Origin of the sequence: Sphingomonas sp. Xoc002, from assembly GCF_050408055.1 — a bacterium.
Taxonomy (GTDB): Bacteria; Pseudomonadota; Alphaproteobacteria; order Sphingomonadales; family Sphingomonadaceae; genus Sphingomonas; species Sphingomonas yabuuchiae.
Map to the genome: position 1 here is coordinate 2615558 of NZ_CP191175.1, position 13032 is coordinate 2628589.

Below are 13032 nucleotides of genomic sequence, written 5' to 3' on the forward strand. Positions count from 1 at the left end.
CCGCACCCCGCGCCGGTTCAGGATTTTAGGGTCTGCGCGATCCAGCGGTCGAACAGGTCGGGCCAGAGCCGGGCGGGCGCGCCTTCCGGAGCGCTCATCGCGCCGAAACCATGGCCGCCCTTCTCGAAGAAATGCGCCTCGACCGGCACCTTTGCCGCCCGCGCCTGGGTCAGCACGTCGATCGACTGGTCGAGCGGGACCAGGCCGTCATCGACGGCGTGGACCAGGAACAGCGGCGGCGTGCTCGCATTGATCCGGCGCGGCGTGTCGTAGCGCGCCTTGGTCGCGGGATCGGGATTGGGACCGAGCAGATTGTCGCGCGAACCCGGATGGGTGTTGGGCGTCGACAGGCTCGCCACCGGATAGACGAGGCCCGAGAAGCGTGGGCGGGCCGATTGCCGGTCGGCGGCGTCGACCGGGTTATAGACCTTGTCGTCATATCCGACGGTCAGCGACGCGGCGAGATGCCCGCCCGCCGAAAAGCCGACAATGCCCAGCTTGGCCGCATCGATGCCATAGCGTGCGGCATTGGCGCGGATCAGCCGCATCGCGCGCTGCGCATCCTGAAGCGGCACATTCGCCTGATCGCCCCACCCTTCCGACGGCAGGCGATAGGAAAGCGCGAAGACGGTGATGCCGTGCGGGTTCAACGTCTTTGCGACATCGATCCCCTCATTCTGGATCGACACGAAACCATAGCCGCCGCCCGGGATGGTCAACACCGCACGGCCGTCGGGGCGTTCGGGGCGGAAGACGGCGACGATCGGATTGGCGGTGCCGCGCAGCCACAATTCCTGCCGCCCGGCCGGACCGTTCATCGACGGATTGGGCTTGGGCAAGGTCGCGCGCGCGCCGGGCGGGCGACCAGGCCAGAGCGGGAAATGCTCGGCGGGGGGCCAGGGCGTCATACCCGGTGCGGCGGGCGCCGCCTGGGCCGCCGCGCGGCTGGCCAGCGGCACGGTGGCCATGGCCCCGATCAGAGAGCGTCGGTCGATCATTGGCATCCCCTCATCCTCCGCGCCTGATAGCGCTATATGGGCGTCAGGGTGCCGGGGCCGCGCGCACCGATCAAGTGAAAAGGGCGCAAAGAAAAGGGGCGGAAAGCTTTCGCCTCCGCCCCCCCCTGTCTCAATCTCGTCTCAATGACCGTATTTCTTGATCCCCCGCCTGCGCAGCTTTTCGCGCTTGCGCCGACGGCTGTACGGGATCGCGAACGCCAACCCGACCACCAGAACGATGCCGATGATCACATAGGCCAGCTGTTCGCGTTCAAGAAATTCCAGCATTAGTCGAAAATCGCCCCCCAACGACGCTTAACACGCTCCCGCCAGTGACCGCGATGATAGGCGTCCGACGCGAGCAGCGGCATCACCGAACCCGCTTCCGCGAACACCATCTGCTCGAGCGCGGTATCGACCTTGCCCCAGCTCGCCGCTTCCTTGAGCGTCGAGGACGAGCAGGCACCGTCACGAACATCGGCCACCGTGATCTGCACGGCGTACTTGTGCATTTCCACGTCTTCATGGCCCAGGATCTCGGCGCAAACAACCGTGTCCTGAATGAAATTCTTCGGAACGCCGCCGCCGATCATCAGCAGGCCGGTGGTGCCCGCCTTGATCTTGATGTCGGTCAGTTCGCGGAAGTCGGCAATGGCGTCGAGCACCATGTAGGGCTTGCCTTCCTTGGCGCGCTCGACCTGGTGCTTCACCAGACCGAAACCGGCCGACGAATCAACGAACGCCGGGCAGAAGATCGGCACGTCATGCTCATAGGCGAGCTTGACGAGGCTGTTTTCCTTCTTGCCATGCTCGACCAGATACTTGCCCATCTCGCGGATGAAGGCGCGGCTCGAATAGGGCTTGGGCTCCAGCGAGTCCGCGATCTTGCCGATCGTGTGGTCGCAGTCCTGCAGCTGCTCTTCGTCGATATAGGTGTCGTAGATGCGGTCAATGTACAGCGAACGCAGCGTGTTATCGTCGGGGATTTCCAACGCCTGATAATGCTTGTGACCCAGGCCCTCGAAGAAATCCATGTCGACAATCGACGCGCCGGTGGCGACGATGCCGTCGATCATGTTCGAGCGCAGCAGCTCGGCATAGAGGTCCATGCAGCCGCCCGCCGAGGTCGAACCGGCGATCACCAGAAAGATCGAGCAGTCCTTGTCGGCCAGCATCTGGTTGTAGATGCCGGTCGCGCGCGCCAGGTCGCGGCTGGTGAAGCTCATCTTGCCCATCGAATCGATGATCGGGCGGGCGTCGAACGAGGTGATGTCGATATGCTCGACCACGCTGGAGAGCAGCTCGGCCTTACGGTTGTCGTTGATCGTGTCGGTCATGATGGTTCCATCATCATCGAGAAGCCGTCGTCGTTATTGGGGACGCGGTAACCCGGCTGGCCCGGCTCTGCGCGGGGGCAGTGCCGGTATGCGAAGGGGCCTTATCGCGGTCGAAACCGCAATGCCACCCCATTCCCCTCCCGCCGAAGCGGAAGGGGATAAAGGAGGTGCTAAAGTCGCCGGGTTACAGCTTGACGACGTTGGCCGGACGGGCCTGCTCGACCTCGTCGCGATAGACCGAGAACATCGGCTCGTCATCGGTCACGACGAACTCGTGACAGGTGAAGCCGTTGAACTGGGTGCGCATGGCCTGGCCGTAAGCGCCCAGCATCCCGATCTCGAAATAATCGCCGGTGTTCGTGTCCGCGGGCAGCGGGAACGGACCCTGCATGAAGTCCAGATCGTCGCAGGTCGGGCCCCAGAAGCTGAAGTCCATGTCGCGCGCGTCGGAATCCGGCTCGCGCAGCAACTGGACCGGATATTTCCAGCCGATATGCGCCGCATCGAACAGCGCACCATAGGCGCCGTCGTTGATGTACAGCTCGTTGCCGCGACGACGCTCGACGCGCACCACGACGGACGAATATTCCGCACACAGCGCCCGGCCCGGCTCGGCCCAGAGTTCGGCCGAGTAGGACACCGGCAGGCTCTCGAACGCGCGGTGGATCGTCTCGAAGAAACGCTCCAGCGGCGGCGGGGTCATGCCCGGATAGGCCGAGGGGAAGCCGCCGCCGACATCGATCACGTCGACCGTGACGGCCGCCGCGACGATCGCCGCGCGCACCCGCTCCATCGCCGCCGAATAGGCGTCGGGGGTCATGGTCTGGCTGCCGACATGGAAGCAGATGCCCAGCGCGTCGGCGACCTGACGGGTCGCGATCAGCAGGTCCTTCGACTCTTCCAGGCTGACGCCGAACTTCGATCCCAGGCTGAGCTTGGCGTATTCGGACGACACGCGCATCCGGACGCACAGGGTCAGGTCGGTCGCGCCGTTCGTGGCGCGGACGATCTTCTCCAGCTCTTCCATGCTGTCGAGCGAATAGGTGCGGACGCCGTGGGTGAAATAGGCCTCGGCAATCGCCTCTTCCGACTTCACCGGATGCATGAAGCAGCAGACGGCCTGCGGGACGACCGACTTCACCAGACGAACTTCCGCGATCGAGGCGGTGTCGAAATGGGTGATGCCATTGTCCCACAGGATCTGGATCAGATCCGCAGACGGATTCGCCTTCACCGCGTACATCGAGCGGCCCGGAAACTTCTCGACGAAGAATCGGGCGGCGCGCGCAGCAGCGTGCGGGCGAAGCAGCGTGACCGGATCAGCCGGACGACGCTTGGCGATGTCGATGCCGCGCTCCAGATTGGAGGGGACGGCGGTCGAGTGGGCAGCTAGCCCCAGCGCGCGATGATTCTGGTGCAACTCAAGGGACCTCCAATTGCCGGACGGCATACGGTGACAAAAAGCTGCCTTGCGGTTGGAAGTCCCATGGGGCAGCGGAGGCGCGAAATAGGGTCGGCGTTTTCGAATGTAAAGCGGTAGAAAGCCCGTCGGAGATAAAAAGTGACAATCTTAAGACAACCGACAAAAGCAGGGGTCCGCGACGCCGCAGAAAAGATCGCCCGCATCCTGCCCCCATCACCAATATTTCCCTTTATGATCAAAGGGAAGACGGTGGTTTTCAAGGCGGAAAACCTGCAACCTGTCGGCGCGTTCAAGCTGCGCGGCGCGTGGCACCGGTTAACCGCCTTGGACGGGGATTCGCGGGCGCGGGGCGTCGTCGCTTTCTCCTCCGGCAACCACGCGCAGGGAATCGCCTGGGCCGCGCGGCGGCTGGGGATCGCGGCGACGATCGTGATGCCCGCCGACGCGCCCGCGTCGAAGCGCGAAGGCACGTTGGCGCTGGGCGCGGAGATCGTCGATTACGACCGGGCGACCGAAAGCCGCGAGAAGATCGCCCGTCGCCTGGCAGAGGCGCGGGGCGCGACGCTGGTGCCCAGCTTCGACGATCCCTGGGTGATCGAGGGACAGGGCTCGGCGGGCATCGAGGCGGCGGCGCAGATGGCCGCGCTGGGCCTGCCCTCGCCCGTCCATGTCGTGTCGCCCTGTGGCGGCGGCGGGCTGGCGGCGGGACTGACGCTGGCCCTGCCCGAGGCGCGGATCACGGTGGTCGAGCCCGAAGGCTGGGACGATATGCGGCGCTCGCTAGAGGCCGGGTGGATCGAGCCTGTCGGTGACAACCCGCCGCCGACCGCGTGCGACTCGCTCCAGACGACACGCGTGTCGCCGCTGACCTTCGAAGTGCTGGCCCGGCGGGGCGCGGAGGGCGTCGTGGTCAGCGAAGCCGAGGTCGCGGCGGCACAACGTTTCGCGGCCGAGCGGCTGCGGCTGGTGGTCGAGCCGGGCGGCGCGGTGGCGCTGGCCGCGCTGCTGGCGGGCAAGGTGACGGCGGCCGACGGGATGCTGGTCCTGCTGTCGGGCGGCAATGTCGACCGTGCGGCCTATGCGCGCATTCTGGCGGGCTGATGGAGGGTATCGCGAATGCCGCGCCGGGGCTGGCGATGATCGCCGCCTTCGCCTGTGTGGCAGGCGGTGTCGTGACCATCCGGCGCGGGGATCGGCGCAAGGGTGTGCTGATGCTGGTGATGGCGGTGGTGCTGGTCGGGAATGTGCTGATCTGGACGATGTGAGATCGAACACCATCGGACGGAGATGTGACCTGTTCCTCCCCTGCATGGGGAGGGGGACCAGCGAAGCTGGTGGAGGGGTGTAACCCTATCGAGAGCGGGATACCCCTCCGTCAGGGCTTCGCCCTGCCACCTCCCCTACAAGGGGAGGAATGGAGTAAAAGTCCATCGAGTTGAAAAACGCCGCAGGTCAAAACGCCGCGCCCTCCCCGTGCCAAAGAGGAATTAAGCGAACAGCCGTGCTAGGCTGCGCTCCAGCATCAGCATCTGCCACAGCGTCCGGCCATGTTCCGCACGCCCCGCGCGGTGATCCGCCGCCAGCAGCCCCAGTTCGTTCAGGTCGAACCAGCCGGTCTCGCGCAGCAACCCCGATTTCTCCAACCGCGCCGCCTCGTCCGCCAGCGCGCCGCGGAACCAGGCGCTGATCGGCGTTACGAAGCCCATCTTGGGCCGGTAGAGGATGTCACGCGGCAGATAAGGTTCCAGCACCTTCTTCATCAGCCATTTGCCCTGCCCGCCCCGCAACCGCATCGAGACGGGCAGGCGCGCGGCATATTCGACCAGCCGGTGATCGAGCAGCGGCTCACGCGCTTCCAGCCCGACCGCCATCGACATGCGATCCGTCTTGGTCAGGATATCGCCGGGCAGCCAGATCTTCATATCGGCATATTGCACCCGGTCCATCGCGTCGCGTGCGGGCGCGTCGCGCATCGCGGCGATATAGCGATCCTCTGCCCGGTGTCCGCCGAGCGCCGCCTTCGCCTCGGCGGAGAACAGCCGCGCGCGCGCCTCCGGCCCCGTTACGCCGACCGCGCGGGCATAGGCCTCCGCACCGTCCATCCCCAGGGCCTGCAACGTCGTCTTGGCCCGCAGGGGACGCGGGGCCCAATCGGCCTTGGGGTAGAGGCGGCCCAGCGTCCCGAACACGTTGCGGCGAAACTCCGCCGGGAACAGGCCGCGCACCCGCTCCTCGCCCGCGTGGAAGATGTGGCGGCGATAGCCCATCAGCATCTCGTCAGCGCCGTCCCCCGCCAGCGCCACCGTGACATGCTGCCGCGCCATCTCGCACAGCCGATAGGTGGCCAGTGCCGAGGCATCGGCAAAGGGCTCGTCGAACTGCGCGACCAGCGTGTCGATCAGCGCGAAATCGTCCGGCTGGACGACCCGCTCGGCATGGTCGGTGGCGAAGCGCTGGGCGATGATGCGGGCATGGCTGCGCTCGTCCAGGCCCGCCTCGTCGAAACCGATGGTGCAGGTGCGCACGGCGCGCGGGGACGCCTCCGCCATCAGCGCAACCACGCCCGAGCTGTCGACGCCGCCCGACAGGAACGCGCCCAGCGGCACATCGGCGACCATGCGGCTGACCACCCCCTCGCGCATCCGGGCCAGCAGCCCCTCGCCCAGTTGCGCCGCCGATCCGCTTTCGCGGTTGGAGAAATCGACGTCCCACCATTGGCGCGGCCGGGGGATGGCGCGACCACGCTCGATCAGCAGGAAATGCCCGGCTGGCAGCTTGTGGACGCCTGCCACGATGCTGGCATCGTCGGGCACATAGCCAAAGGCCAGATAATCCTCGACCGCGCGGATATCGGGACGACGGCGGAACAGCGGATGCGCCAGCACCCCCTTCATCTCCGAGGCGAAGGCGACCGCGCCATCGGGCAGTTCGGCCCAGTGGAGCGGCTTCACCCCCAGCCGGTCGCGCGCCAGGAACAGCGCCCCCGCCTTTGCGTCGTGCACGGCGAAGGCGAACATGCCGACCAGCCGGTCGAGCATCGACGGACCCCAGTGTCGCCAGCCGTGCAGCAGCACCTCGGTATCGCCATCGGTGTGGAACACGGCGCCCTTCGCGCGCAATTCCTCGCGCAACTCGCGGTAATTATAGATTTCGCCGTTGAAGCAGACCGCGACCTCGCCATCCACCATCGGTTGGGGCGATCCCGCCACGTCAATGATCGACAACCGGGCATGGGCAAAGCCGACGCCGGGCGCGGTCCAGATCCCCTGCCCATCCGGCCCGCGATGCGCCTGTGCGCCGATCATCGCCCGCAGCCGGGCGGGATCGACCGGCTTGGGCGTGGCGGGATGGAAAAGACCGGCGATACCGCACATGGGGGTTCAGCGCCGTCCCGTCAGGCGGTCGGCAAAGCCGTCGACCGGGCCCAGCGCGCGGACGAACGCCTCAATCGCGCGCGGATCGTCGCCCTCGCTCGACACATGCACCGCCACCGCCGTCTGGCGTTGACCCAGCAGCCGGGCCTTCATCGTTTCCAGTTTCACGCGCCGCATATCCGGGGTCAGCCTATCGCCGATCCGGTACCATGTCGCAACGTCGCGCTCGACCGACTGGCCGGTCGGCCCCGTCGTGGTCAGGCGCATGGCGTCGCCGCCCGCGATCCGGCCCAGATCGGCAACGCGGATCCAGCGATCATCCTCGTGCAGCACGCCCGTCCCGAACGCGCCCAGCTTGCCGCCCTCGCGCTGGCGGGAGAAGACGCCGACCGCCAGATCGACCTGATGCCCCTGCCCGTCGCGATAGCTGCGCAACAGCACCGCATCGGCGCCCGGATAATAGGGGCTCCACGGTGTCCCCTGCTGCGCCGGGGTCCAGCCGGGCATATCGGGCAAGGTCATGCCGGCGGGCAGCACCGCCGCGCGCGATCCGGCAAAACCGCTCCAGCTGGGAAAGACCGCCGCGATCGCCACCGCCAGCAGCGCGGCGAGCAGCGGGTCGATACGGTGGCGGGGCATGGCCGACAGCCGTGCCGGGTCGAAGGCCGCATCGTCGGGCGAACGGTCGAAGAATTGCCACCCGATCGCCAGCACCCCCGCCATGACGATCGCAAAGAACACCCAGCCAAAAATGATATGATCGACCCCGCCCGCCACCTCGATCGAGGTCCTGTCGGCGGCGAAGATCGTCCCCCAGGCGCGCACGCCATTGGCAAGGACCGGCACGATCAGCGACACGATCATGAAGACCGCCCGCCGCCAGGGCGAGCGGAAACACAGATTGGCGACCAAAGCGGCAAAGGCGACCATGGCCAGGACGAACTTCGATCCCGAACAGGCCTCCGCCACCTCGAACCAATAGCGCCCAGCATGGATCAGCACCCCGTCGGCCGAGGCGGGAATGCCGCTCCAGTCGAGCAGCGGCATCACGATCGACACGGTGATCTGCTGGAGCGGCTTTTCCAGCTCGGCGCCGAACGGCACCAGGAACCAGGCATAGGCGAGCGGGAACAACATGCCCCGCGCCACCATCGGGCCGAGCAGGGTCAGGACCGCGCCCTCCAGCATCGCGACCAGCCCCAATTGGCGGACCAGCGCGACCGTGGCCGACTCGCCCAGCAGCCATAACAGCCCGCCGCCCGCGACCACGAACAGCCCCGGCCACCAGGCGGCCGGGGTCAGTTGCGCCAGTTCGGCGCGCCGCTGCCAGATCAGCCAGCCGACGACCGGTCCGATGAACAGGCAATGGCCATAGGTCGTGCTGGTCCACCAGATGTCGACCAGATGCGCGACATCGGCGCGGAACAGCAGCAACAGGGCCAGCGCCGTCCCGGCCAGCAGCGCCAGGGGATAGGTCCAGCGCCCCGGCCTCGCCCCTTCCCCCGCTTTGGCCATGTCCCCGGAGGTCACGCGGCCATGGCCCCCAGCAATCGGTCGAGCGGCGCCAGCCGCGCCGTCCAGTCATAGCGTGCCAGCACCTGCGCGCGCGCCGCCGGATTGTCGGTGGGGCCGTTCAGCGCGGCGATGACCCGTTCGGCAAAGTCGCGGTCGTCGCCCGCCACCGCGATCGTGCCGCCATGGTCGATCCCCTCCGCCGCCGCCACGGACGCGACGATCGGCCGAGCCATGGCCATCGCCTCCAGAAGCTTGTTCTGAATCCCGCGCGCCAGATCGAGCGGGGCGACGCAGACGGCGGCGCGGGCCAGCCAGATACGGGTGTCGGGCACTTCGCCGGTCACGATCACCGCCTCGCTCGCCAGCCGCCGCACTGCCGGGGTCGGCGCGCGGCCGACAATGGCGAAACGCGCCGCCGGGCAGGCCGCACGGACCAACGGCAGGATATGCTCGGCAAAGCGTGTCACCGCGTCGATATTAGGGCGGTAATCCATCTGCCCGGTGAAGACGATCAGCGGGCCGTCAGACGCCCTGGCGTCGATAGTGGCGGGGCCATAATGGTTGGCGTCGATGCCGTTCTCGACCGCAAGGACATTCCCCTGCCCCCCGCCGGAACGGAACAGCGCGGCCTCCGCCTCGCTGACGAACAGGGTCGCGGCGACGGATTGCGCAACTTGGCGTTCGTAGCGGCCGAGCAGACGGCCCTCGCGCTTCAGAACGGACCGCATCCCCGGCTTGGCCGACTTGGCGAGGCTGGCAAATTTGGCGGAGTCGACATCGACCATGTCCATGATCGTCGGCTCGTCCCCGCGATACTGGGCCATCTGACCGGAGAAGATATAGGTCGCGACAATAGGGTGCCGCGCCCGTACGTCCGCCACCGCGCGCATCATGCCGGGATGGGCGAAGGCGGTCAGCGAGATGGGTTTGCCGGTCCCCAGCGCCTGCACCGCCGCCACCGGCATCGGCTTGGTCCGGCGCAGGATATGATGGCTGGCGAGTTCGGCGCGGAGTTCGGGCGGCAGTTCCTCTTCCCCCGCCTGCTCGGCAAAGGCACAGAGATGGACGCGCCAGTCGCGCGCCAGATGGCGCAGCACATGATAGCTGCGGATCTTGTCGCCGCGATCGGGCGGAAAGGGCGCGCGGTGCGCGAGGAACAGCAGGTCCTTCAACCCAGACCCCGCGCGATCGGCGGCCCGACGATCTGCGCGACACGGACCGGCAAGCGCTTCCACACCGCGATCATCAGCGCATATTTGGGGTTGAGCGGGTTGATCGCGCGCGGGCCATGGACGCTGCGGCTGGCATAGATCAGCGGTTGCCCCTCGAACCCCCAGTTCTTCTTGAACGCCGCCGCCCCCGTCCCGACCTTCGACCGGCCGAAGTCGAAGCTGTGGCAGCCGCGCTGCCGGGCGTGGCGCATCAGCGCGAAATACATCAGGTCGTTGGCGCGCAGCCCCCGCGCCGCCTGCGTTCCGCCGCCCCAATAGGGATAGACGGTGCCGCCATGATAGAGGTTGAGCACGCTCGCCACCGCCCGGCCTTCATGGCGCACGGTCAGCACATCGGCGTCGAGCCGCGCCACCGCCTCGCGGAACAGCTTCGCCGGGAAGACGGGGGTGCCGAGATTGCGGACCGATTCGGCATAGACGCGGTAATGTTCGGCGAGCATCCGGGGATCACGGCCGGTAACGACCTCCAGATCCTGCGCCAGCGCCTTGCGAAGCTCGGCCCGCTGCTTGCGGGGGATGGCCTTCATCTCGGCCTCGTCATCCGACGCAATGGGACGGACGAAGCCCAGATAGCTGTCCGCATCCGCCGTCCAGCCGTCCGGCACCGGACCGCCGCGCAGTTCGACCGACTCGATGCCCTTATCCCCCGCGAGGACCCAGGCGGCCTCGGCCAGCGCCTCGACACCCTCGCCAAGCACGCCGCCATCGACGCCGAAGCCGGTCGACACCATCGCGGCGCCGAACAGGGGCGAGCGAATTTCGCTCAGCGGCAGCACACCGACGATCGCACCGTCAGCCCCTTCGGCCACCAGATAATGCGCCGTCTGGCCGCAGCCCTTCGCCCCCGCCTTTACCCAGCCGGTCAGGTGAAAGGGCGTCCCCTCCGCCTGTGCGCCCACAAAGGCATCGATCCGCGCGCACGCCGCCTCGCTCGCCAGATCGGCGACGCGGATCGTCGGCGGAAGCGCGGTCATGCCAGCCGCGCCGCTTCCTCGGCCGCGACCTGATCGACGCGCCCCCAGTCGTGACGGCCGAGCAGCCCGCGCAACTTGCCCGCCATCGCGCTCAGACGGCTGTAGTGACGCACACGCGAGCGCAGCGGCGCATGGGCGACGCGGGGCTGGTCCGGATCGACCTCCCAGGGGTGGAAATAGAAGATCGCGCCGTGGCGGTCGCGATTGACCTGCCCGACCGCGATATCAGTCAGCTTGGCGGGCAGCATCCGGAAAAAGCCGCCGCCGGTCGCCAGCCGCCTGCTGCCCCACTGCGCCACCGTCACCGGCAGCTCGATCAGCCCGGAGTCCGCCAGCGGCCACCAAGCATAGCGCGGCGACTCCGCCCAGCCATAATGGTCATGGCGCAGCGGCGCGACGCTGGAGGAATACAGATACCCCGCCTCGGCCAGCACGGGATGCGCCCAGGGGGTACGCGTATCGATCGAGAAGCTCGGGGCGCGGTATCCGGTGACGGCCTGCCCGCCCGCATCCTCGATCGCCGCCTTGGCGCGGGCCAGATCGGCGCGGAACTGGTCGGCGGTCATGGTGAAGACGCGCTGATGGTCCCAGCCATGGCTGGCCATTTCATGCCCCGCCGCCACGATGCGGCGGATCAGCCCGGGATGGCGGTGCGCCACCCAGCCGAGCGTGAAGAAGGTCGCGCGCGTGCCCGTCTCGGCGAACAGCGACAGGACGGCGTCGGTATTGGCCTCGACCCGGCTGTCCAGCCGGTCCCAGTCGGCCTTGTCGATCGTGCGCTCGAACGCGCCGACCTGAAACCATTCCTCGACATCGACCGACATGCCGTTGAGCGGCAAGGATTTTGCACCGACCTCAGGCGGCATGGCCCCAGGCTCCCGGTCGGATCGTTGCTCCGGCTTCGCGACGGTCCTCGCCGCGATTGTCGATCTCGGACCAGTCGACCAGCAAGGTCAGGACGCGGCGCAGCGCCGCCTCCTGCTGCTCCAGCCGCGCTTCGAGTTGCGCGATGCGGCTTTCCAGCGCGGCATCGGTCGAGGGCTTGGCCGCGGGCACCGGCTCCTCCGCCGCAGCGGGCGGCGGCGCGGCGGGGGCGGGCATCGGCCGCAGCGAAACCGGCTCGGGTGCAGGCGGCGGGGCGACGACGCGGTGCGTGCTGCGCGGGGCCGGCTGGCTTTCGGGCATCACGCGGGTGATCGGATCGGGCCGCGTCGGGGCGACCGTCGCATGACCGTTCAGGCCCAGCCCGGTGCGCAGCGTGCCCGCCGAGAATAGCGGATCGCCCAAGCGCGCCGTGCTGTCTAAGATCGGGGTCACGGGCTCAGGCTCCGGCGCGATCGGCATCGGGGCCTCGCGCCCTGCGCCCATATCGGCGGCCATATCGGCGGCGACGCTCTCGACCGTCTGTCGGCCGATCAGCTCGACACCCTCGATCGCGGCCTGCAGCAGGACACGGCCCGCCAGCACGTTCAACCGGCGCGGAACCCCGCCCGAGGCATCGTACAGCGCGTCGAAGGCGTCGGCGGCGAAATCGGGACGGCCTGTCCAGCCCGCGACCGCCAGGCGGTGCGCGATGTAATCGGGAACTTCCTCGGGCTCCATCGGGTCGAGGTGATGGATGGCGATGACGCGCTGGCGCAGCTGCTCGACGGCGGCCGAGCCCAGCAGGCGCTCGCGAAATTCGGGCTGCCCGACCAGCAGGATCTGGAGCAGCGCATGGCCGCCCGCCTGGAAGTTCGACAGCATGCGGAGTTCTTCGAGCGAGGCGAGCGGCAGTGCCTGCGCCTCGTCGACGATCAGCAGGATGCGGCGGCCCTCGCGCGCCACGCCGTTCAGCGCGCGTTCGATCGCGGCAAGCAACGCGGCCTTGGTCAGCCCCTGCGCATCGACGCCCAGTTGCCCGGCCACGACGCGCAACAGGTCCTGCGGCTCGACGGCGGTGGACACGATGTGCAGGACGCGCAGGCGCTTGGTATCCAGCGTTTCGACCAGATGGCCGACCAGCGTGGTCTTGCCCGCACCGACATCGCCGGTGATGACGATAAAGCCCTCACCCTGCGCCAGCCCATAGCCCAGATAGGCCATCGCCTTGCCATGGGTCGCCGTCTGGAACCAGAAACGCGGGTCCGGCGTCAGTTGAAACGGGCGTTCGCCCAGACCGAAATGGGTCTCGTACATC

At 67.8% G+C, this 13032-nt stretch carries 12 protein-coding genes; 2 read left to right on the forward strand and 10 right to left on the reverse strand.

All coding sequences use genetic code 11. The annotated features are described in order from the left end of the window. Positions 1 to 17 precede the first annotated feature (17 nt). The 4 genes from ACQR50_RS11835 to ACQR50_RS11850 all read right to left on the reverse strand — a co-directional run bounded on the left by ACQR50_RS11835 (position 18) and on the right by ACQR50_RS11850 (position 3755). Positions 18 to 998 carry an alpha/beta hydrolase gene (locus ACQR50_RS11835; protein WP_428968469.1) on the reverse strand — a complete coding sequence of 327 codons (981 nt, stop codon included), beginning with the start codon at positions 996 to 998 and terminating at the stop codon, positions 18 to 20. Positions 999 to 1139: 141 nt separating this feature from the next. Next, positions 1140 to 1286, reverse strand: a complete 147-nt coding sequence (locus tag ACQR50_RS11840) for a hypothetical protein (protein WP_428968470.1) — start codon at positions 1284 to 1286, stop codon at positions 1140 to 1142. Next, positions 1286 to 2335, reverse strand: coding sequence for a 1,9-bis(guanidino)-5-aza-nonane synthase (locus ACQR50_RS11845; protein WP_056434022.1), 1050 nt, complete (start codon positions 2333 to 2335; stop codon positions 1286 to 1288). The genes ACQR50_RS11840 and ACQR50_RS11845 overlap by 1 nt, the downstream gene beginning before the upstream one ends. A gap of 184 nt (positions 2336 to 2519) precedes the next feature. Next, positions 2520 to 3755 carry a type III PLP-dependent enzyme gene (locus ACQR50_RS11850; RefSeq protein WP_428968471.1) on the reverse strand — a complete coding sequence of 412 codons (1236 nt, stop codon included), beginning with the start codon at positions 3753 to 3755 and terminating at the stop codon, positions 2520 to 2522. Positions 3756 to 3989: 234 nt separating this feature from the next. Between ACQR50_RS11850 and ACQR50_RS11855 the strand changes: the two genes are divergently transcribed. Together ACQR50_RS11855 and ACQR50_RS11860 are read left to right on the forward strand one after the other, a co-directional pair. Next, positions 3990 to 4859: a threonine ammonia-lyase gene (locus tag ACQR50_RS11855; protein ID WP_428968472.1), complete on the forward strand. Its 870-nt coding sequence runs from the start codon at positions 3990 to 3992 to the stop codon at positions 4857 to 4859. Beyond that, on the forward strand, positions 4859 to 5023 hold the full coding sequence (locus tag ACQR50_RS11860; RefSeq protein WP_428968473.1) for a hypothetical protein: 165 nt from the start codon (positions 4859 to 4861) through the stop codon (positions 5021 to 5023). Before ACQR50_RS11855 ends, ACQR50_RS11860 begins: the two co-directional genes overlap by 1 nt. A 222-nt stretch (positions 5024 to 5245) precedes the next feature. Here the strand turns inward: ACQR50_RS11860 and ACQR50_RS11865 are convergent, their stop codons facing one another. Genes ACQR50_RS11865 through ACQR50_RS11890 form a run of 6 tightly spaced genes read right to left on the reverse strand, consistent with a single transcriptional unit; the run spans position 5246 to position 13031 of the window. Continuing rightward, positions 5246 to 7132: an XrtA/PEP-CTERM system amidotransferase gene (locus ACQR50_RS11865; RefSeq protein WP_428968474.1), complete on the reverse strand. Its 1887-nt coding sequence runs from the start codon at positions 7130 to 7132 to the stop codon at positions 5246 to 5248. Between the two features lie 6 nt (positions 7133 to 7138). Beyond that, positions 7139 to 8647 carry an exosortase A gene (xrtA, locus tag ACQR50_RS11870; protein ID WP_428968475.1) on the reverse strand — a complete coding sequence of 503 codons (1509 nt, stop codon included), beginning with the start codon at positions 8645 to 8647 and terminating at the stop codon, positions 7139 to 7141. Positions 8648 to 8658: 11 nt separating this feature from the next. After that, positions 8659 to 9819 carry a TIGR03087 family PEP-CTERM/XrtA system glycosyltransferase gene (locus ACQR50_RS11875; RefSeq protein WP_428968476.1) on the reverse strand — a complete coding sequence of 387 codons (1161 nt, stop codon included), beginning with the start codon at positions 9817 to 9819 and terminating at the stop codon, positions 8659 to 8661. Beyond that, complete coding sequence (locus ACQR50_RS11880; RefSeq protein ID WP_428968477.1) at positions 9816 to 10853, reverse strand: FemAB family XrtA/PEP-CTERM system-associated protein; 1038 nt, start codon at positions 10851 to 10853, stop codon at positions 9816 to 9818. The genes ACQR50_RS11875 and ACQR50_RS11880 overlap by 4 nt, the downstream gene beginning before the upstream one ends. Beyond that, positions 10850 to 11719: an XrtA system polysaccharide deacetylase gene (locus tag ACQR50_RS11885; protein ID WP_428968478.1), complete on the reverse strand. Its 870-nt coding sequence runs from the start codon at positions 11717 to 11719 to the stop codon at positions 10850 to 10852. The genes ACQR50_RS11880 and ACQR50_RS11885 overlap by 4 nt, the downstream gene beginning before the upstream one ends. Beyond that, positions 11709 to 13031, reverse strand: coding sequence for an ExeA family protein (locus ACQR50_RS11890; protein WP_428970695.1), 1323 nt, complete (start codon positions 13029 to 13031; stop codon positions 11709 to 11711). Before ACQR50_RS11890 ends, ACQR50_RS11885 begins: the two co-directional genes overlap by 11 nt. Position 13032: the final 1 nt, after the last annotated feature.